This window comes from Marinobacterium sp. xm-m-383, from assembly GCF_013283255.1.
Classification (GTDB): Bacteria; Pseudomonadota; Gammaproteobacteria; order Pseudomonadales; family Balneatricaceae; genus Marinobacterium_E.
Genome location: NZ_WBYT01000002.1, coordinates 314,757 through 335,366, shown reverse-complemented (window position 1 = coordinate 335,366; position 20,610 = coordinate 314,757). Strand labels below are relative to the sequence as shown.

Sequence of the window (20,610 nt, the reverse complement as noted above, 5' to 3'; positions counted from 1 at the left end):
CTTAAGGTTCTTATAGTGTCTTAACCCTAGGTAACCTCATGTCTAAACTGCTATGGCAGCCAAGTAATCAACGCATTGCAGCTGCACGCTTAACCGAATTCCAAAACCGCGTGAACGACCATTGCTCACTGGCACTGTCGACTTATGATGATCTGTGGCAGTGGAGTATCGATCAGCCCGATCAGTTTTGGGGCTCGGTGTGCCAGTTTCTCGATATTGAGTTCAGTCAGCCAGCACAAGAGGTTCTACAAACCGGGATTGGAATTCGTGACGCCCGTTGGTTTGAAGGGGCCAAGCTCAACTTTGCCAAGCATCTATTAAAACGTCGCGATGACAGCATTGCGATCATTTTTCGGGGTGAGAATGGCAAACGCAGAACGCTGACCTATGCAGAGCTCTTTCAGCAGGTTGCATCGGTACAGGGCTACCTGAAAAAGATGAATATCGGCGCCGGCGATCGTGTTGCAGGTTACCTACCCAATGCGCCAGAGGCGATCATTGCGATGTTGGCCACCACAGCACTGGGAGCGGTTTGGACCTCCTGCTCACCTGACTTTGGTGTCAATGGCATCGTCGACCGGTTTGGGCAAGTTGAACCGAAACTGATCTTTACGGTAGATGGCTACCACTACGCAGGCAAACAGATTAACAACCTCGACAAACTACCGGAGATCGTTGATCGCATTCCCAGTGTAGAAGGGGTCGTGGTCTACCCGTTTCTGAATGATTCACCCGATCTAACGGGGATCAAGGGAGCACAGCCTTGGTCAGAGGCACTGGACGACCAAGCCGGCGACATCGATTTTGTTGAACTCCCTTTTGATCACCCGCTCTACATCCTCTACTCATCGGGCACGACAGGAGTTCCTAAATGCATCGTGCATGGCGCTGGCGGAACACTGCTCCAGCACATGAAAGAGCTAGCCCTACATACAGACTTAGGCCCTGACAGCCGGTTAATGTACTTCACAACCTGCGGTTGGATGATGTGGAACTGGATGGCATCTGGTTTAGCAGTTGGTGCTTCACTCGTTCTGTTTGATGGCTCCCCTTTCCACCCGACTGCCTCGGCACTGTGGGACATCGTGGAGCAAGAGGAGATCACTGCCTTCGGCACCAGCGCCAAGTACATAGCCGCGATTCAGAATGCCGGTTACTTACCCAATCAGCACCACAGCTTTGCTCAGCTTAGATCGATACTCTCGACCGGATCGCCACTCTCACCGGAAAGTTTCGAGTTTATCTATGACTCAGTTAAACAAGACCTTCATCTGGCCTCTATCTCAGGCGGAACCGACATCGTCTCATGCTTTGCGTTGGGTGTGCCGACCCTCCCCGTCTACTCAGGCGAGTTACAGGCCAGAGGCTTAGGTATGGCCGTTGATATTTATGACGATGAAGGCAACTCTTTGCTCGAGGAGAAGGGTGAATTGGTGTGTACAGCCCCCTTCCCTAGCCGCCCCATCGGTTTTTGGAATGATCCGCAGGGTGAACGTTACAAAGCAGCCTACTTTGAACGCTTCGATAACATCTGGGCGCACGGTGATTACGCTGAACTGACAAAACGAAAGGGCGTGATCATCCACGGTCGCTCTGACGCGGTATTGAATCCAGGCGGTGTCCGAATCGGTACAGCCGAGATCTACCGTCAAGTCGAAAAGGTCGCGGGAATCACCGATAGCATCTGCGTCGGGTTACCCAAAGAGGATGATGTCGTGGTAGCGCTCTATGTCGTGCTCGCAGACGGCCTGGAACTCACCGACGACCTAGTGGCCGAGATAAAACGCACCATCCGCAACAACACCACGCCGAGACATGTACCCGGTATCATCAAAGCGGTTACGGACATCCCGAGAACCAAAAGCGGAAAAATCGTTGAGATAGCAGTACGCAACGTGCTGGTTGGCGAGCCGGTTAAAAATAGAGAGTCACTGGCTAATCCAGAGGCGTTAGAGCTGTTTGAAGGGTTAGGAGTTTAGGAATTAAAACGACCCAAACTAATTAATTTTTAAACTTAGCAATCGCTGCAAACTGACCTTGTGTGACTCTCAACAGGTCAGTTGGTGCCAACTCAATCTCAAGTCCACGTCTGCCAGCGCTGACATACAAAGTCTTCAAAGACTCGGCACTCTGATCAATTAAGGTAGCAAAAACTCGCTTCTGCCCCAGTGGACTGATCCCTCCAACCAAGTAGCCGGTTAAGCGCTGAGCAACCTGAGGATCCGCCATCGATACTTTTTTCTGTTTTAGCGCTTTGGCTGCGGCTTTGAGATCCAACGTTGCTGCTACTGGTATGACTGCGACCGCTAGCGCATTTGGGCCTCGGTCAGTCTCAAGCATCAAAGTTTTAAAAACCTGACCTGGGTCGAGGGCTAACTTATCTGCAGCTTCGAGGCCGTAAGCGGCCCCGGGTGCATGTTCATACTGATGCGTATTGAAGGATATTTTTGCCTTTTTGGCAGCATCAATAGCAGGGGTCATAGGTGAATTTAATGATTAAGGACGCGGAGCGTAGGCAAACACGTCAGATTTCATCTGACTCTGAGTAAAGCCCTGCTCTTCTAAAGCATCCAACAGTGCATACACCATTGCCGGCGATCCGCATGCGAACACCTCTGCTTTTGTCAGGTCGTCAACATCTTCCACAATGGCCGCTGGTAGTAAGCCCGTACGTCCACTCCAACCCGGGCTCTTATCTGGTTCACTAACGACAGGAATAAAGTGAATGTTGGCGTGGTGCTCTGCCCAGCTCTTCGGCAACGCTTCGAGGTACATATCCTCTTCAACCCGGGCACCCCAATAGACATGGATCGGATTTTTGCGCGCTCTGGCGATCAGGTGCTCAACAATGCTTTTCACCTGTGAAAAACCGGTACTTGCGGCAGCAAAGATGATGGGCTGATCGTCATTGAGCTCATCTAGATTGATGGTGCAGTCGCCCATCGCCAACTCCACTTCAACGCTCGGTTGATGCAGCAGATGTTGGACAATCGAATCGTTAAACTCACTGTCAGGCATATGGCGAATGTGAAGTTCTAATTCACGACCTGCCTCGGGTGCCGAGGCAATAGAGAATGAAGCTTTTTTCCCGTCTGGCAGGCAGATATCTAGATACTGTCCCGCTTTAAATTCAGCGCCCGCTTGCTCAGACTCAGGAAGCAAAAGGCGGATACGGTAAACATCCCTATTTAACAGATCAGCCGATAAAATCGTCGTAACTTTCCTTGCCACGTTCACTCTCCAAATAACAGTCCACGCGATGCGTGAATTAACAATTTACTCTAGTCAGGTAACTAAATAGTGGGGACTTAGTCGTCGATTCCAAGATCAGCCCAGATATCATCTACTCGACGTTTCACCGACTCATCCATGGTAATGGGCTCTCCCCATTCACGATCCGTTTCGCCCTGCCACTTATTGGTCGCATCCAATCCCATTTTGGAACCCAACCCAGACACAGGGGATGCAAAGTCCAAATAGTCGATCGGGGTATTCTCAATCATCACCGTATCCCGAGCCGGATCCATACGCGTAGTAATGGCCCAGATGACATCCTGCCAGTCACGAGTGTTCACGTCTTCATCCACAACGACAACAAATTTGGTGTACATGAATTGACGCAAGAAGGACCATACACCCAGCATCACACGCTTAGCATGACCCGGGTACTGCTTCTTCATACTGACGACCGCCATGCGGTAAGAGCATCCTTCTGGTGGCAAGTAAAAATCGACAATTTCTGGGAACTGCTTCTGCAGAATCGGTACAAACACCTCGTTCAATGCAACGCCCAGAACAGCCGGTTCATCCGGTGGACGGCCCGTGTAAGTACTGTGATAGATCGCATCAGCACGTTTCGTGATGCGTTCCACCGTAAAGACGGGAAAACTGTCGACCTCGTTGTAGTAGCCGGTGTGGTCACCAAACGGACCTTCGTCCGCCATTTCGTCAGGGTAGATGTAACCCTCTAATACGATTTCTGCACTAGCAGGCACTTGCAGGTCGCTACCAATACAGGACGTCACTTCCGTTTTCCCACCCCGTAACAGTCCAGCAAAAGCGTACTCGGACAGAGTATCGGGAACCGGTGTCACAGCGCCCAGAATGGTCGCCGGATCCGCACCCAAAGCCACCGCAACCGGGAACGGCTCGCCTGGATGCTGTTGCTTCCACTCAAGAAAATCCAACGCACCACCGCGATGCGACAGCCAGCGCATGATCAGTTTGTTCTTAGCAATTTTCTGCTGACGGTAGATACCTAGGTTTTGACGCTTTTTGTTTGGGCCGCGAGTAATGACCAATGGCCAGGTCACCAAAGGACCAGCATCACCTGGCCAGCAGGTTTGAATCGGAATCAGATCCAAATCGACAGCATCACCCTCAAGTACCACTTCCTGACAGGGCGCCTTTTTGACTACCTTAGGCCCCATATTCAGCACTTGTTTGTAGAGCGGTATTTTGTCCAGTGCATCTTTAAAGCCCTTGGGTGGTTCAGGCTCTTTAAGTTGCGCCAGCAATTTACCGACATCGCGCAGTGCCGAAACGGACTCTTCCCCCATGCCCAGTGCAACGCGATCAGGTGTACCAAACAGGTTGCCTAATACCGGCATGTCATAACCAACCGGGTTTTCAAACAGCAGTGCTGGACCACCGGCTTTTAACGTGCGGTCACAGATTTCTGTCATCTCTAAATTGGGGTCGACAGGATGCGTTATTCGCTTAAGCTCACCACGAGCTTCCAGCTGGCTAATAAAATCACGCAGATCTCTGTACTTAGGTGTCGCCATACAATCCTCGGCAAAAACAAAAAAGGGCGAGTGGTAAATGCTCGCCCTGTTTCAATACTAAGCCAAATAAACGCTCAGATTGATTACTTACGCTTCATCGAAAGGAAGAACTCTTCGTTGGTCTTGAAGTCCTTCAGTTTATCGATGACAAATTCAGTTGCGGCCGCATCTTCCATTGGATCCAACAGCTTACGCAGAATCCACATACGTTGGAGCTCTTCTTCTGTTGTAAGAAGATCTTCACGACGCGTACCTGAACGACGAATGTTGATCGCAGGGAAGACACGCTTCTCAGCAACGCGACGATCCAGGTGAACTTCGGCGTTACCAGTACCTTTGAACTCCTCAAAGATGACTTCATCCATCTTAGAGCCCGTATCAACCAGAGCCGTAGCAATGATCGTCAAGCTACCACCCTCTTCGATGTTACGTGCCGCACCAAAGAAACGCTTAGGACGCTCAAGTGCATGCGCATCGACACCACCGGTCAGTACTTTACCCGAAGAAGGCACAACCGTGTTGTAGGCACGGGCTAGACGGGTAATCGAATCAAGTAGAATGACAACGTCTTTCTTGTGCTCGGTTAGACGCTTCGCTTTCTCTAGCACCATTTCAGCCACTTGTACGTGGCGTGATGGCGGCTCATCAAACGTTGAAGCTACCACTTCACCACGCACCGTACGCTGCATGTCGGTTACCTCTTCCGGACGTTCATCAATCAGAAGAACAATCAGGTAACACTCTGGGTTGTTACGTGTGATGCTATTAGCAATGTTCTGTAGCATCAGTGTCTTACCGGCTTTAGGTGGAGAAACCACCAATGCACGCTGACCTTTACCAACCGGAGTCACTAGGTCTAAGACACGAGCGGTAATATCTTCTGTACTACCGTTACCGATCTCCATACGCAGACGCTTTTGAGCGAAGAGTGGCGTAAGGTTCTCAAACAGAATTTTGTTCTTGGCATTTTCAGGCTTGTCGTAGTTGATCTCAGCCACTTTAAGCAGTGCGAAGTAACGCTCACTGTCTTTCGGTGGGCGGATCTTTCCGGCAATGGTGTCACCCGTGCGCAGATTGAAACGACGAATCTGGCTTGGCGATACATAAATATCATCAGGTCCAGCTAGGTAAGAGGAGTCCGCTGAACGAAGGAAGCCGAAGCCATCCTGTAGGATTTCAAGAACACCGTCACCGTAAATATCTTCACCACTGCGGGCGTGCTTCTTAAGGATCGAGAAGATGACATCTTGTTTACGAGAACGAGCAAGGTTATCTAGGCCCATTTCTGCTGCGATATCGAGCAGTTCAGGCATGCTTTTTAGTTTGAGTTCGGTAAGGTTCATTTTTTCGTTATGAATAGTGTCGTGCACGACGAGAGCCGCGAGACAGGAATGATTGAAATTAGAAGAAGATTATTTGGGTTGGTCAGAAATCAACCAACGGAGTTAATATATAACCAGTTGGTGGTGCTGTCTAGCCAATAGACAAAGAAAAGGCGGGATATCCCGCCTTTTACCTAATATTTAGATGTTTGCGTCAACAAACGCCGTTAGCTGCGACTTAGACAGTGCGCCAACTTTGGTTGCTTCAACGTTGCCGCCTTTGAAGATCATCAGTGTTGGAATACCACGAATACCAAACTTAGGAGCGGTTTCAGCGTTTTCGTCGATGTTCAACTTACACACTTTCAAACGACCCGCGTACTCAGTCGCAACTTCTTCTAGGACCGGTGCAATCATCTTACAAGGGCCACACCACTCTGCCCAGTAATCAACCAGTACTGGACCTTCAGCCTTTAGGACGTCCTCTTCGAAACTTGCGTCAGTTACGTTTAGGATGTTTTCGCTCATCTGTTCTTATCTCCAATGCGTTTTACGCGAAGCGGTTGCAAGACTTGTCTTAACAAGACATCAACCTTAAATTGCAAAATAACTTGCGCAATAATAGCATCTGCTCACCAATAATGGGAATGATGTCGAGAACTGTGATGAATCCACTAATGAAACACCTGCGTGAAGTCACAGAGGACAGTGTTCGCGTTACCCTGACCCTGTTCAAAATACTCATCCCAGCCATCGTCATTGTACGCCTATTGGAGCTAATCGGTGCAGCCGACTTCTTAGCCGACACACTCAGTGCACCTATGGAGTGGCTAGGTCTACCAGCCATTGCCGGCATTGTATGGGCCACCACGCTGCTCACCAACATCTACGCAGGCTTAATTGTCCTATTCACCTACTCACAAGCCTGGACACTTGAGCAGATTACGTTGATGGGCATCCTGATGCTGGGTGCGCACAACTTGATTGTTGAGATCGCCATCACCTATCGAGGGGGTTGCCGATTATTGCCGATGATTCTAATTCGCATCGGCGGCGCACTCGGGCTTGCGATCTGTATGCACTGGGTCTACCAAGATATGCCCAGCATGCAGCAGCTGGTTAGCTTCGATTTTGCCCCAGAGATTGGTGACAACAGTTGGACCGCGTGGCTAAGTGCACAACTCGAGATGCTATTTTGGACCGTTGTCGTCATTTTTGGTTTGGTAGCCGTTCTAAGAATTGCCAAAGTGACGGGTTTAGAGCGCGCCATCGAATATCTACTTAGACCGATTCTCAAACTGATTGGTATTAAACGAGAAGCCCTACCGATGAGCTTAATAGGGATGACACTGGGATTAGCCTATGGTGGCGGATTACTGATTCGTGAAGCAGAGCGAGGCACCATCAGTGGACGCGATATTTTTGCCTCTTTTGCCCTTCTTGGCCTGTGTCACAGCCTGATTGAAGATACCCTACTGATCGCACTAACCGGTGCAGAACTGCACGGCATACTCTGGGCTAGATTGGCTTTTGCACTGATTATCATTGCCCTACTAACGCGGCTACTACCTCTGATATCAGATCAAACCTTCTATCGATTCTTCATGAGAAAGCAGGAGTAATATTAAAAACTGAGAGGCGGCTTTGAGTCGTTGAAGTTTTTACCGCCCCCAATCCTTACCACTCATTTCGACCAACCGAGACGCGGCTCGTCGAAAAGAGAAGGCTAGATCATTGGCGGCCGATAATTTTGCCAGTGACGCGCCATTTAGACCCGTTGCCGACCACTCCATATCTTCACCCTCTTTGGAACGAATCATGGTCGTCGCAAAGGAGCTTGAGTTGCCCCCTTTTTCACTAACAAACAACTCTTCATTGCCATCGCTGCGTTCAATTTGCGCTGAGAAATCGACAAACAGTTCATCGAGTGGGACGTTGGCTGCCAGCACCAAGCGGGTGCGAGATTCATAACACAGGTCAATGAGGGTCAAAAATCGTCGCCCTTCGTCAAGGTGATTGACGTCTAATTGCGGAACACCGTCGATGATGAGGACCGGAAATCGGTCGCAAAGGGAAATATAATCGGACGCGCCAAGCGGCTGGTGACACAACTCGGAAAAATCAAACCAGGCGCACCGGTCATTATGTCGTTTGACCTGGACGGTGCGGCCGAAGCGTACGTCAATGACCTCGTCCTCAGTTCCCGATACAGTGCCACCAAATATATCTTTAAGCTGCGACTGAATGTTGTTATTGCCATGTACATCCTTGTTTGACCAAAAATAGGAATGACCATCTGCTCGAGTTTCGAGTCGATAATCTCTGGCGGAATCCTCCATGGAGATAATGTCGAACCTGTCTTTTAACATGTCTATGAATGGCAAAAAGAGGGATCGGTTAATGCCTCCCTCATACAATGTATCCGGGGAGCGGTTTGAGGTGGCGACCACTACGACATTCCTATCCAATAATAATGAAAACAGTCGCTTCAAAATCATGGCATCGGCAACATCGGTTACTTGAAATTCATCAAAACAGAGGAGTTGAGCTTCCTGTGCCAATTGTTGTGCAACAACAGGCATCACATCATCTAGTGGGTGCTTCTGTTTGAAGACAAATAGGCGATGGTGCACGTCTAGCATGAATTCATGAAAGTGGACGCGGCGCTTGGTAATAGAAGCCTTAACCGACGCGTAAAAGAGGTCCATTAGAAAGCTCTTGCCGACTCCGACCGGACCATGAATATAGATACCGCGCGGTGGTGGACTAAAAGACCACAAATTGAGTTTCTTTCGAAGAGAGAACTGAGCGGAGACCAAAGATCGTCCAAGTGGAAGCGGGCTGTTGCTAGTAGTACTGCTCGCTATCGATTTATCAGAACCCACAGGGACTGGCGGTAGCAAGGCAAGCGAATCATGCAGAGCATCGAGTTTTGCGGCTAGTGTGACTTGTGCCTCATCTCGTTGCACCTCCCCCGCATCCACCATTCGTTCATAGGTCTCAGTCACGGGGCCTATCGATAGGGGTTGCTGGGTGACGAAATGTTGTGCTGCCATATTCTTCCTAACCGTACTCATCATGAATCTGATCAGTAATACGGTATGGTAGGCAATATATGATCAAGTCTTTCATTGAAACCACTCATCGCGTTTCTCCTGTTTGTTAGATAGTTAAAATTTACCCCCAAGCCTCAGTAATATGAAATTAGATCTGTTTATCGGTCTGATAACCTTTTGGCTATAGTTGATAACGAGAGTTATTTGAGCTCAGCTCTGCAAAGGTCTGCAAACTGAGGCAGAACATAAATTGGCTTGTCCCCATCATAGAACTTCAGCTTTACGCCGAATTGGCGAGTCACTTCGTCGAAACTAGTCATCACCCCATGAACTAGAGGGCATGTTTTGGAGACGACAAACGTAAATTTGCTACCCCAACAGTTGTGAGGCTCACACAGACTATAAATTTCAAAAACGAAACCGCCCTCCTCTACGTACTCAACTGGATGCTCCACGGCACCGTTGTCCAGGTATTCAGCCAACCACTGATCTACACCAACCTCGCCTTCAAACAGACCGTTCCATTTCATCCGATAGTCCGGTTTGTCGATCACGTCTGTGAGATAGTCAGGCATTGGTTGTTTTAATACATCGGAGAAATCGTCACGCGTTGGGTTTTCTTCGGCTTGAACTGGAACCGCTAGCATTAACACGCTCAACACAGCTGCTATTTGATTGTTCATAGAAGAGCCCCTCTGTCCTGAGTGGATATCAGTCTCATTTATTTTTTTTGTTTCTGCTGCCCACTTGTTCACCTGCTTTGAAAGCTGCAAGTATTCCTGACAACCCCTTCTTATTTTTTGCCTCGCGAACCGCATCGATTTCAGATTGGTTCAAAGTTATGGCTGGTTTTTTGGACGTGAATTTTATGGAAACAATGAAGCCTACAGCGAAGAAGATGAACAACCCACCAAAGTGCCAAGCTTCAGAAAAACCAAGCCAACGAAGTATTTGGTATACAGGTCCGAGCCAGTCTGCGATTAAGTCCTCATCTAACATCGTTCAGACCCTCCTTTAAACCCTTGATATTTTTTTCTATTGAATCACAGATTAACTTACACCGCCAAAGCCAGGTGTTTCTTACATGGAGTACCCAAGGTTTAAGTTCGAAATTAGTTTTCACAGCAATAAAAAAGGCGACCTTAGGTCGCCTCTCTATACTGCTTGCAGCCTCTTAAATTTGAGGGCCTGCAGCAATGATCTTCTCATCAACACCTTCAAATTTTTCGAAGTTGTTAACGAACTGTGCGGTCAGATCGGCACAAGCAGCATCATAATCGGCGCCGTTTGCCCAAGTATCACGTGGCACAAGTAGGTTGTCATCAACACCCTGAACGGTCACAGGCACTTCTAGGTTTAGACCAGGGATGTGCTTAGTTTCCACATCTTTAAGGTGTCCGTGTTGGATCGCTGAGATAATGCCGCGAGTCGTTGGGATGCTGAAACGCTCACCTGTACCGTAGCTACCGCCGGTCCAACCGGTATTCACTAGGTAAACTTTAGAGCCGTACTCTTCGATACGCTTGATCAGTAGTTCTGCGTACTCGCTTGGTGGACGCGGGAAGAATGGTGCACCAAAACAGGTTGAGAAGGTCGACTTGATGCCGCCGCCTGAACCCATCTCTGTAGAGCCAACCAACGCTGTGTAGCCAGATAGGAAGTGGTACGCCGCTGCCTCTTTGCTCAGGATAGAGACAGGAGGCAGTACGCCGGTTAGGTCACAGGTTAGGAATACGATGTTATCTGGCTCGTCACCCATATTAGTCGCCGAACGCTTCTCAACATGGCTCAACGGGTAGGCACAACGACCGTTCTCTGTCAGGCTGACATCGTTGTAATCCGCTTCACGACACTCGTCTAGAACAACGTTCTCGACGATTGCACCAAAACGGATTGCATCCCAGATGATCGGTTCGTTTTTCTGGCTAAGGTTGATTGTCTTAGCGTAACAACCGCCTTCTAGGTTGAAGACACCGCCTTTCGCCCAACCGTGCTCATCATCACCGATTAGGTAACGGCTTGGGTCTGCAGAAAGGGTTGTTTTACCAGTACCTGAAAGACCGAAGAAGAGCGTCGTTGAGCCATCTTCACCAATGTTCGCTGAACAGTGCATTGGTAGCACGTCTTTTTCAGGTAGAAGGAAGTTCTGTACAGAGAACATCGCTTTCTTCATTTCTCCCGCGTAACGCATACCGGCGATCAACACTTTACGTTGTGCGAAGTTCAGAATGACACAGCCATCAGAGTTGGTGCCATCACGCTCTGGCTCACACTCGAAACCAGCAGCGTTAAGAATTTGCCACTCTTCTTTACCCTTAGGGTTGTAGTCGCTTGGACGGATGAAGAGATTTTGACCAAAAAGATTTTGCCATGCAGTTTCAGTGGTCATACGCACTGCAAGGTAGTGACTTGGATCAGAACCGACATGCACTTCAGAAGTGAAAGACTCTTGCTCAGAAATGTACGCTTCAACACGCGCCCATAATGCATCAAACTTGTCTGCGTCGAATGGACGGTTGATTGGCCCCCAAGAGATGGCATCGGATGTGCTTGGCTCTTGGACGATGAAACGATCCATTGGTGAACGACCTGTACGCTTACCGGTAGTAACGACAAGTGCACCTGTGTTTGCTAGTACGCCTTCATTGCGTGCGATAGCAGCCTCAACCAACGCGGCAGGCGTCAGGTTAAGGTGATTCTCTGCGATTGACTCTTTAGTCATCAACTGATCCCTTGGGCTTTAACCCATTTGTACCTAAAAGTTACCGTCCTCAAAGAGGGCGGAACGCGGAAAATAATTTAAATAATATTATTGGTGGTTGGTTTGAAAGGTCGTGGCCAACTCTTTTTGTAGGTGCGCGATTATCTCATAGCCGGGGGCTCTAACAAACCCCCAGATCGATAACCTTTAGTGTAACGAGTCACTCTCGTTCAATGCCCCATCGTTGTGGAACAGTGCTTTAATGTCTTGCGCATCAAAATCATAGCTGCGATTACAGAAATGACAAGTTGTTGATACGACACCGTTATGCTCTTCAGCAAGGCTCAGAAGCTCCTCTTCGGTCATCGTTTGCAGAGCGGCTGCACTGCGTTGACGTGAACAGTCACACGAGAAGCTTAACGGCTCAGGATCTGTGATACGTGCGCTCTCTTGGTGGAATAGACGATACAACAGTGTCTCGTTATCCAACTCGAGTAGCTCATCGTTTTGCAGGGTTTGCGCCAGAGTAGAGATGTGATTCCAATCCTCATCACCATTGCCAGCAGCCGGTAACACTTGCAGCATCATGCCAGCGGCACGCTGACCATCGGTGGTCAGAATCAGTTGCGTGGGTAGCTGCTCTGATTGGCGGAAATAGCCTTCGATACACTCGGCAACGCTCGCCCCTTCAAGCGGTACAATGCCTTGGTAACGCTGACCCTGTTCAGGCTCCATGGTCAGCGCCATGCGACCATTAACAAAGGAGTGATCGAAACGCTCGCCGTGCTTTAGAGTCTCTTCGTCAAAACGAGCAATCGCACGGACCTGGCCTTTATCGTTGCACTCAGCAAGAAGCAGACGCAGTCCACTGTCGCCCTGTGCTTGAAGTGACAAACGACCTTCGATCTTCAAGTTTGAACTGAGTAGCACAACCGCCGCCAACATCTCGCCCAACAGGTGGCGAATCTCATCCGGGTAGTCACCATAAGCAATCGCTTGCTGGAAACTCTCTTCAAGACCGACAACAACGCCTCGCACGTCGGCATTATCAAACAGGACGCGTTGAATTTGATCAGGTGTGCTCATCAGAAGACCTATAATAATTTAACAATTGGGGCGCGATTTTACGCGGAATTGGTGCAGGTTTCAGCTATCAATCTCGTAAATAACCTTTAACCCGCAACAACTCACGACGGCTCTTTTTATCCGGTCGTGCATCAGGCCCTGAGCCCAACTGCTTACGCATCGCAGCGTTCTCTTCGCGCTTATTGATACTGGCTTGAGTCTCAACGTAGAGTTTTTGAGCTTCTGGCGCGCCACGACGTTGATCAGAGAGTGCAACGATCTCGATCTCTTTCTCGTCGTAGCCCTGACGAATCTTAAGCTTGGCACCAATCTCAACCGCTTTACTGCACTTTGCTCTTTGCCCGTTGTAGTGCACCTTACCGCCTTCAATCATCTCTTTGGCAATGCCTCGGGTCTTGTAGAACCGGGCAGCCCAAAGCCACTTATCTAGACGGATACCGCTACTCATTCGTTTACCATTACCTCATTAAAATCATTGATCGACATAAAGTCACAATCACTCATGTCGCGTGGGGGCATCTGCAGATCAGGCTGATCAATCGTTAGCAGATGCTTGATGCCGAAATCATGTGCGGATTGTAGAACCGGTAGACTGTCATCCACCATCAATGTACGTTCAGGGTCGAAGGGTTCATGCTTCATCAGAGCCTCCCAAAAGGCTTGCGACTCTTTCGGATAGCCATAGTCGTGTGAACTGATCACACCCTGCACCTCATCCGCTAAATTGGTACGAGAGAACTTTAAATCAACCCCTGCCCGATGCGAATTGGTGACAATCAGCACACGTCGACCACTCTGTTTAAGCCAAGCTAGAAACTCGGGCACAGAGTGGCGGTAGCCAATCCTATCGGCCACCTCGTGTTTTAGCTCAGCAATCGGTAGCTGAAAGCGCTCACTCCAGTAGTCAAAGCAGTACCAGTTTAATGTCCCCTGCTCTTCCATAATGTTCGACAGGATATATTTCTTAGCCTCTTCAACATCGATTTGGTGAATCTCTGCGTAACGAGCAGGCAGAAACTCAAGCCAGAAGTGTGAATCGAAGTGAAGATCCAACAGGGTGCCGTCCATATCTAAGAAGACGGTGTCTATCTCTTGCCATTGAAGCATAATCGGGGAACACTCTAGGAAACGTTATTTGGATACCAGTATGCCGATCAAACCGGAAATTTTGAAGGTCACTAAGCCAGAGAAGAGTGCGCTGTTTCATGTCGAGCAGGTCGACCTTCGCTTCAGCAATGGTGAGGAGCGTCGATTTGAACGCCTGGCATCCAAGGGCCGAGGCGCCGTCATGGTGCTTGCCATCGATGCCCAACAGAACATCGTTCTGATTCGAGAGTATGCGACCGGCTTTGATGATTATGTCTTAACACTACCCAAAGGGGTGATCGATCCTGGCGAAGATGCACTACAGGCAGCCAATCGTGAGCTTCAAGAGGAGGCGGGTTTTGCTGCCAATCAACTTCAGGTTATCCGGAATATGAGCGCGGTGCCCAACTACATGGGCAACTCACTGACGCTGGTTGTGGCACAAGATCTTTATGAGAGTCGCTTAGAGGGGGATGAGCCAGAGCCTCTGGAAGTTGTGAAATACCCACTGGCGGATATCGAGACACTGGCGATGCAGAGTGATTTTCATGAAGGGCGAGCCATTGCCGCACTGTTTCTGGTCAAGCAATGGCTTGCCGAGCAGTAGTTACTGATCCGCAGACTTACAGGCCAACGTACCAGCTGCAATAACGCGATCCACGCGCTCAGAAAAACCAGCATCAGACCGATCACTACGCAGAATGCGACCGACTTCCAAGTCGTCAAAGCGCTCGTGGACATAATCGGTTAGACAGCTGCAGCGCGCTTCAGAGGCACCTGACACCAGACAACCGTTCATAAACGGTTCGTAGGTTTTGGATCCAAAGTAGTTAACACGAACAATGTAGATGGCGCCCATAACAACAGCGATCCACAACAGAACCTTTGACATGCTTTAAGCCTTGTAAATGATCAAGATGGCCGCATTGTAATCAGAGGTGAACATAATTTCAGCTATCTTTAGTTGCAGATACGAAACAACCGAGTGATCTAAAGACATTACTTTTTGTGCCATTAATAGTCGGGCGAAAGGTGATATGATCGCATCCACTAACTTACCGCCAGGGTTTTTATGCCCTGACTAACTGAAATGATTGGAGCATAAAATGAGCTTTGAACTTCCAGCACTGCCATACGCAAAAGATGCACTAGAACCACACATCTCTGCTGAAACTCTAGAATTCCACCACGGCAAACACCACAACACTTACGTGGTTAAGCTAAACGGCCTAGTACCAGGTACTGAGTTTGAAGGTAAATCTCTAGAAGAGATCATCAAAACGGCACCAGCTGGCGGCGTATTCAACAACGCAGCACAGGTATGGAACCACACCTTCTACTGGAACTGCCTATCACCAAACGGTGGCGGTGAGCCAACAGGCGCTATTGCTGACGCGATCAACGCTCAGTGGGGCTCTTTCGACAAGTTCAAAGAAGAGCTAAACGACAAAGCGGTTAACAACTTCGGTTCTTCATGGACTTGGTTGGTTAAAAACGCTGACGGTTCTTTAGAGATCGTAAACACTAGCAACGCAGGCACGCCAATGACTAACGGTCAAACAGCGATCCTGACTGTAGACCTTTGGGAACACGCTTACTACATCGATTACCGCAACGTACGTCCAGACTACCTAAACGGTTACTGGTCACTTGTGAACTGGGACTTTGCAAACGCAAACCTAGCGGCTTAATCAGTAGCCCGTCATTGAAAAGAGAGCTTCGGCTCTCTTTTTTATTGTCTACTGCACGCCTATTTCCGGTCCCACAACACTCATCACGGTCTCAAGAATGATCGGCTGAGCGACCGCTTTAGGGTGTAGGCCATCTGACTGCATCAGATCCCAATCGGTCGCCACGCCCTCTAACAGGAATGGCACGAGTGGTGCATCAAATGTTTCAGCCAGCTGGGGGAATAGATTAAAAAAAGCGCGGGTGTATCGTGGACCATAGTTGGGCGGTAGCTGAATACCAATCACAATCAGCTTTGCACCTGACTCAGTAATCTTACTGGCCAAAGCTTCAAGATTGGTTTGAATAATATTCAGAGGAGTACCGCGTAAACCGTCATTGGCTCCTAACTCAAGCAGGACCCATTTAGGTTCGTGTAGCTCTAACAGATCGGGAAGTCGCGCCAGCCCCCCGGCTGTGGTTTCACCACTGACACTGGCATTTAATAACGTCAGACCGGAACTTTCCAAACGCTGTTCCATCAACTCTACCCAACCTTCACCCGGGGTTAATCCATAACCGGCCGAGAGGCTATCTCCCAACACCATAATATCCGCTGCCTTAACCGGCAGCGCTAACCAAAAAGCGATGAATAAGTGCAGTATGAAATTCTTTAACAAAACGACCTCGAACCTTTAAAAGCGACGTAACAAACCCAAAATTAATAATAGTCGTAAGGGTATTAGAAGACTATTGGATCATTAAGAGGACACCATGACTAGCCGCTCCGTTCTACTTGAAGCAAAACAGCTGGGAAAACAGTTTAAGACCGGAAGCGGAACACTGGATCTGTTCGTCAATCTCAACCTAACCATTAATGCCGGGGAGACGATAGCGATCATCGGTAAATCTGGCGCCGGTAAATCGACGCTACTCAGTCTGCTTGCGGGGTTGGATACGGCCACCTCTGGGACAGTCGAATTTGAAGGCAAGCCTTTAGAGTCACTGTCGGATGCAGAACGAGCAAAACTCAGAGCCGATAAAATTGCCTTTATTTTCCAATCCTTTCACCTGCTGCCCGAGCTAACAGCACAGGACAACGTCGCACTACCCCTTGAGATTCGCCAGCAACCCAACGCGGAGTCGACAGCGTCAGAATGGCTACAAAACGTCGGGCTGGGTGATCGAACTGATCACTACCCTTCACAACTGTCCGGTGGCGAACAGCAACGCGTGGCGATAGCGCGTGCTTTTGCAGGCAACCCTGCCCTGCTCTTTGCCGATGAGCCTACCGGCAACCTCGATGAAGCGACAGGTCAACAGATCGTTGAACAACTCTTCTCATTGAACGAACAACAGGGCACAACGCTGATATTGATCACTCACGACCTTGAGCTAGCGAAACGCTGTCAGCGTCGAATTCAACTGAGTAATGGGGCTATCGAGGAGCTATCATGAGTTCTGCCATCCCCCGTATTGCAAGGCGTCAGCTGTGGGTCCAACTGCGGACCATTGAGTGGCGAGTATTAATCCTTGCGGCTCTACTCGCTGTGACACTGACCAGCTTTTTATCGATCGTCAGTGATCGTTTAGAGAGTGGCCTCCTCAGAGAGAGTGCCTCAGTGCTAGGGGCCGATCTAGTCGTTCGATCCAGTCGACCCATTAATGAACAACGCACGGACCTAGCTGAAGAGCTGGGGCTAACCACCACCCGAGTGATTCAATTTCCCACCATGGTCGGTGCTGGTGACAACCTCATCCTAAGCTCAGCCAAAGTAATCTCTGATCCCTACCCGCTCAGGGGAGAGGTGATTACTGATCCACCTATGCAAGTAGCGGTACCTGAGCCGGGAACCGCATGGGCTGAAGAGCGCATTATTGATCAACTAGGCCTGTCGATTGGCGACACTCTGCAGTTCGGTTACGCCGATCTAGTGCTTACCGCCAGGTTAAAGCAGTCCCCCGATAGAGGCAGCGGTTTCAACACACTCAACCCACATCTTCTGGTCAATCAGCAAGATCTTGAGAAGAGCGCGGTACTGGGTCCTGGCTCTAGAGCCGAGTTCCGTCTACTGATCAGTGGTGACAATGATCAGCTTAAAACCTTCGAAGCACGACTAAAACCGACGCTGGAGAACCACGAGCGGATACTGTCACTGATCAATGATCAACCGGTCACCGGTAACGCTCTCGCTAACGGCCTCTCCTATGTTCGTTTGAGTTCACTGACGACCCTACTGCTTGCATCACTGACCATTCTGTTGGCACTGCGTCGTTTCGGACATGCCCAGCAGAGTCGCAGCGCGCTCTTCTTAAGCATGGGGTTAACACCCAACGCCTTAGTAAGGCTCTATTTTTGGCAACTTGGCATAGCCGCAACCGTTATCGCAGTGATTGGCGGGATGGCTGGCGCTCTTCTCGCTGGCCTAGCCGATATCTGGCTATCCGGTCTGCTTCCACAAGCGCTCCCTAACGCGCAGTGGAGTAGCTACATAATAGGCCCTGCGTTGGGGTATGCGATGCTACTTCTACTCGGCATGCCTCCCGCACTGGAGCAGGCCAAGGTCCCAGTTGCACAGTTACTACGAAGCGACCAGACGAACACGACTCAAAAAGCGAGCTGGGGGCTCTACCTCATCAGTCTGGTACTGCTAAGCGCTGTCTTACTGCTATTTTTGGCGGCGCCTGCCGCTGCTGCGGTTTTACTGATCATGCTGGGTATCAGCGGCCTGCTGTTCGGTTGGTTGGCCCAACTGATTTTGCATAGCCTCGGGCGTTTTTTAGCTAACCGCCTTGCCCTTGGGCGTTTGCTCACCATGCGTTTGCGCCAGCAACGTAAATGGCACCGATTACAAGCGGGTGTCATGGTTCTGTTACTGATGTTGTTGAGCGTTATCTGGGTGGCTCGTCAGGACTTAGTCAAAGAGTGGCAAGCGCAATTCCCTGAAGACGTGCCGAACTACTTCTTAATCAATATCCAGGAGTGGCAAAAGCCAGGGGTCGATCAGTTTTTGGCAGATCGCGACATTGATACCGAACTCTATCCCATGATACGCGGGCGATTAGTGGACCTTAACGATGCACCGATCAGACCTCAGCTAAACGAAGAGCAGTTAAAGGATAACTCTCTACGCCGTGAGTTAAACCTGACCTGGCGCCAGCAACCACCGGTGCATAACCAGATCATCCAAGGTGAGTGGTGGGATTCAGACTCTAGCGAGCACCAGATCTCAATCGAGCGGGACATGCTGGAGGATCTAGGGCTTAAACTGGGTGACAAGCTCGGCTTTGACGTCGGTGGCCAACCCGTCAGTGGTGTCATCACCAGTGTGCGTGAAGTGAAGTGGGAATCTTTCCAACCCAACTTCTACGTCATTTTCTCGCCAGCAGCACTGCAATCTTATCCGGGCACATGGATCACCAGCTTTAAACTGGCCGAGGAGCGCAAAGCACAAGCGAACGAACTGCTTCGCGAATTCCCGTCGTTAACCTTGATCGATATCGATCAACTGATGAAACAGCTCGCTGGCTGGTTAGAAAGACTCGCTGAAAGCTCGGCCTTTGTGTTGATTATGACGCTGGCGACTGGCCTTATTCTGGTCACTATCACCCTGCTCCAAGCATTAGAACAGCGTAAAACTGAGGTGGCACTGCTGCAAACATTAGGGGCAAGAGCGACTGAGACCAAACAGCTTGATCTCTTGGAGTTTGGTCTTTTGGGTCTGGTGTGTGGCTCACTCGCTGTGTTCAGTGCAGAGATCACCTTGGCAGCCATGAATCAGTTTTTGTTGAAGATACCGCTCTCTGCTCACTGGGAGCTGTGGCTCACTCTGCCAATACTGGCCAGTTTCGCGTTTATTGCGATAGCCAGTCTGCTGCGTGCTCCACTTAAGATAGAGCAGTGCTATGCCATTCTTAAATCCAATGGGTAATAACAACGGCTAATTCCACTATTGGAGTAGTGTTATTTTTCATTAAAGATGTGTAGAATTCGCTCAAATTTTGATCTACATCAACAAATTTGAGGGTTTAAAACCATGGCACACGACGAAAACTTCCGTGACAAATCTGGCTGGGGCTGGATCGCAATCAACCTAGTTGCTCTTGCTTGGATCACTATGCCAGTCAGCATCGCATTGACTCAGGTTGTTCAGTGGTAAGCCACTCAACCAACAAAAAAGGAGCCTAATGGCTCCTTTTTTTGGCTGTACTTTTCCGACTTAGACAGTCAGTGTCTCAACACCCTCTGGCGTTGCCATCAGGACAAGGTCTGCAGGGCGCAGCGCAAACAGACCATTGGTGACAACACCCACCAAGTCGTTCAACTCTCGCTCTAGCCCTTTTGGATTGAGGATCTCCATATCGTGAACATCCAAGATGATGTTGCCATTATCGGTCACAAAGCCCTGGCGGTATTCAGGCTGCACACCCAGCTTCGCTAACTCACGAGCTACGTAAGAACGAGCCATCGGAATCACCTCTACCGGCAGAGGGAAAGCGCCCAATACATCAACCTGCTTAGACTGATCGACAATACAGACAAACTCTTTGGATGCTGCTGCGACAATCTTCTCGCGAGTCAACGCACCGCCGCCACCTTTGACTAGGTTTAGGTGTGGATCGAACTCATCGGCGCCATCGACGTAGACCTCAATACCTGAGACTGAGTTCAAATCAACCACTTCAATGCCATGTGAGCGCAGACGCTCGGCAGAAGCTTCCGAGCTGGCCACGGCCGATTCAAATGCACCTTTGTGTGCTGCCAATGCATCAATAAAGCAGTTAGCCGTAGAGCCGGTTCCGATACCAATCACCGAATCCGCTTTTAATTTTGGCAATACATAATCCAGTGCCGCTTGTGCGACCGCCTGTTTCATTTCGTCTTGAGTCATCAATCCATCTCT

General features: G+C 49.6%; 22 protein-coding genes. 7 read left to right on the top strand and 15 right to left on the bottom strand.

Annotated features, from left to right (window positions below):
• Window positions 1-38 precede the first annotated feature (38 nt).
• The gene (locus tag XMM383_RS05260; RefSeq protein WP_173494635.1) at window positions 39-1,979 is read left to right on the top strand and encodes an acetoacetate--CoA ligase; all 1,941 of its coding nucleotides are present in this window, start codon (window positions 39-41) and stop codon (window positions 1,977-1,979) included.
• Between the two features lie 22 nt (window positions 1,980-2,001).
• Here the strand turns inward: XMM383_RS05260 and ybaK are convergent, their stop codons facing one another.
• The 5 genes from ybaK to trxA form a co-directional block, all read right to left on the bottom strand.
• The gene (ybaK, locus tag XMM383_RS05255) at window positions 2,002-2,481 is read right to left on the bottom strand and encodes a Cys-tRNA(Pro) deacylase (protein WP_173481756.1); all 480 of its coding nucleotides are present in this window, start codon (window positions 2,479-2,481) and stop codon (window positions 2,002-2,004) included.
• A gap of 15 nt (window positions 2,482-2,496) precedes the next feature.
• Window positions 2,497-3,231, bottom strand: a complete 735-nt coding sequence (locus XMM383_RS05250; protein WP_371731531.1) for an NAD(P)H-flavin reductase — start codon at window positions 3,229-3,231, stop codon at window positions 2,497-2,499.
• A 77-nt stretch (window positions 3,232-3,308) separates the two neighbouring features.
• Window positions 3,309-4,787 carry a 4-hydroxy-3-polyprenylbenzoate decarboxylase gene (gene ubiD / locus XMM383_RS05245; protein WP_173494634.1) on the bottom strand — a complete coding sequence of 493 codons (1,479 nt, stop codon included), beginning with the start codon at window positions 4,785-4,787 and terminating at the stop codon, window positions 3,309-3,311.
• 83 nt (window positions 4,788-4,870) lie between these two features.
• Window positions 4,871-6,130 (bottom strand): transcription termination factor Rho, encoded by a 1,260-nt coding sequence (rho, locus tag XMM383_RS05240; protein WP_173481811.1) that lies wholly within the window; start codon window positions 6,128-6,130, stop codon window positions 4,871-4,873.
• Window positions 6,131-6,310: 180 nt separating this feature from the next.
• Entirely contained in the window at window positions 6,311-6,637 is a 327-nt protein-coding gene (gene trxA / locus XMM383_RS05235) for a thioredoxin TrxA (protein ID WP_173481753.1), read from the bottom strand.
• A gap of 137 nt (window positions 6,638-6,774) precedes the next feature.
• Between trxA and XMM383_RS05230 the strand changes: the two genes are divergently transcribed.
• On the top strand, window positions 6,775-7,731 hold the full coding sequence (locus XMM383_RS05230; protein ID WP_254443081.1) for a hypothetical protein: 957 nt from the start codon (window positions 6,775-6,777) through the stop codon (window positions 7,729-7,731).
• Window positions 7,732-7,770: 39 nt separating this feature from the next.
• Here the strand turns inward: XMM383_RS05230 and zapE are convergent, their stop codons facing one another.
• The 7 genes from zapE to yrfG all read right to left on the bottom strand — a co-directional run bounded on the left by zapE (window position 7,771) and on the right by yrfG (window position 14,059).
• Window positions 7,771-9,165 carry a cell division protein ZapE gene (zapE, locus tag XMM383_RS05225; protein WP_217362096.1) on the bottom strand — a complete coding sequence of 465 codons (1,395 nt, stop codon included), beginning with the start codon at window positions 9,163-9,165 and terminating at the stop codon, window positions 7,771-7,773.
• Window positions 9,166-9,365: 200 nt separating this feature from the next.
• Window positions 9,366-9,848, bottom strand: coding sequence for an Ivy family c-type lysozyme inhibitor (locus XMM383_RS05220; RefSeq protein WP_173481750.1), 483 nt, complete (start codon window positions 9,846-9,848; stop codon window positions 9,366-9,368).
• Window positions 9,849-9,882: 34 nt separating this feature from the next.
• On the bottom strand, window positions 9,883-10,164 hold the full coding sequence (locus XMM383_RS05215; protein WP_173481749.1) for a hypothetical protein: 282 nt from the start codon (window positions 10,162-10,164) through the stop codon (window positions 9,883-9,885).
• A gap of 175 nt (window positions 10,165-10,339) precedes the next feature.
• Window positions 10,340-11,887 carry a phosphoenolpyruvate carboxykinase gene (locus XMM383_RS05210; protein WP_173481748.1) on the bottom strand — a complete coding sequence of 516 codons (1,548 nt, stop codon included), beginning with the start codon at window positions 11,885-11,887 and terminating at the stop codon, window positions 10,340-10,342.
• Between the two features lie 186 nt (window positions 11,888-12,073).
• Window positions 12,074-12,952, bottom strand: coding sequence for an Hsp33 family molecular chaperone HslO (hslO, locus tag XMM383_RS05205; RefSeq protein WP_173481747.1), 879 nt, complete (start codon window positions 12,950-12,952; stop codon window positions 12,074-12,076).
• A 67-nt stretch (window positions 12,953-13,019) separates the two neighbouring features.
• On the bottom strand, window positions 13,020-13,400 hold the full coding sequence (gene hslR, locus XMM383_RS05200) for a ribosome-associated heat shock protein Hsp15 (RefSeq protein ID WP_173481746.1): 381 nt from the start codon (window positions 13,398-13,400) through the stop codon (window positions 13,020-13,022).
• The gene (gene yrfG, locus XMM383_RS05195; protein ID WP_173482561.1) at window positions 13,397-14,059 is read right to left on the bottom strand and encodes a GMP/IMP nucleotidase; all 663 of its coding nucleotides are present in this window, start codon (window positions 14,057-14,059) and stop codon (window positions 13,397-13,399) included. The genes hslR and yrfG overlap by 4 nt, the downstream gene beginning before the upstream one ends.
• Before the next feature lie 40 nt (window positions 14,060-14,099).
• Between yrfG and nudE the strand changes: the two genes are divergently transcribed.
• Entirely contained in the window at window positions 14,100-14,645 is a 546-nt protein-coding gene (gene nudE, locus XMM383_RS05190; RefSeq protein WP_173481744.1) for an ADP compounds hydrolase NudE, read from the top strand.
• On the opposite strand, the gene XMM383_RS05185 is transcribed toward nudE, so the two are convergent.
• Entirely contained in the window at window positions 14,646-14,930 is a 285-nt protein-coding gene (locus XMM383_RS05185) for a hypothetical protein (RefSeq protein WP_173481743.1), read from the bottom strand.
• Between the two features lie 214 nt (window positions 14,931-15,144).
• On the opposite strand from XMM383_RS05185, the gene XMM383_RS05180 reads away from it, so the two are divergent.
• On the top strand, window positions 15,145-15,729 hold the full coding sequence (locus XMM383_RS05180; protein WP_173481742.1) for a superoxide dismutase: 585 nt from the start codon (window positions 15,145-15,147) through the stop codon (window positions 15,727-15,729).
• A 48-nt stretch (window positions 15,730-15,777) separates the two neighbouring features.
• On the opposite strand, the gene XMM383_RS05175 is transcribed toward XMM383_RS05180, so the two are convergent.
• Entirely contained in the window at window positions 15,778-16,386 is a 609-nt protein-coding gene (locus XMM383_RS05175) for an arylesterase (RefSeq protein ID WP_254443080.1), read from the bottom strand.
• A 94-nt stretch (window positions 16,387-16,480) separates the two neighbouring features.
• Here XMM383_RS05175 and XMM383_RS05170 point away from each other — a divergent pair, with 94 nt between their 5' ends.
• The 3 genes from XMM383_RS05170 to XMM383_RS11780 all read left to right on the top strand — a co-directional run bounded on the left by XMM383_RS05170 (window position 16,481) and on the right by XMM383_RS11780 (window position 19,866).
• On the top strand, window positions 16,481-17,164 hold the full coding sequence (locus tag XMM383_RS05170) for an ABC transporter ATP-binding protein (RefSeq protein WP_173484107.1): 684 nt from the start codon (window positions 16,481-16,483) through the stop codon (window positions 17,162-17,164).
• Window positions 17,161-19,638, top strand: a complete 2,478-nt coding sequence (locus tag XMM383_RS05165; protein WP_173494633.1) for an ABC transporter permease — start codon at window positions 17,161-17,163, stop codon at window positions 19,636-19,638. The genes XMM383_RS05170 and XMM383_RS05165 overlap by 4 nt, the downstream gene beginning before the upstream one ends.
• Before the next feature lie 105 nt (window positions 19,639-19,743).
• Window positions 19,744-19,866, top strand: coding sequence for a hypothetical protein (locus XMM383_RS11780; protein ID WP_256368141.1), 123 nt, complete (start codon window positions 19,744-19,746; stop codon window positions 19,864-19,866).
• A 60-nt stretch (window positions 19,867-19,926) separates the two neighbouring features.
• Here the strand turns inward: XMM383_RS11780 and rpiA are convergent, their stop codons facing one another.
• Window positions 19,927-20,598: a ribose-5-phosphate isomerase RpiA gene (gene rpiA / locus XMM383_RS05160; RefSeq protein ID WP_173482564.1), complete on the bottom strand. Its 672-nt coding sequence runs from the start codon at window positions 20,596-20,598 to the stop codon at window positions 19,927-19,929.
• Between the last annotated feature and the right edge of the window lie 12 nt (window positions 20,599-20,610).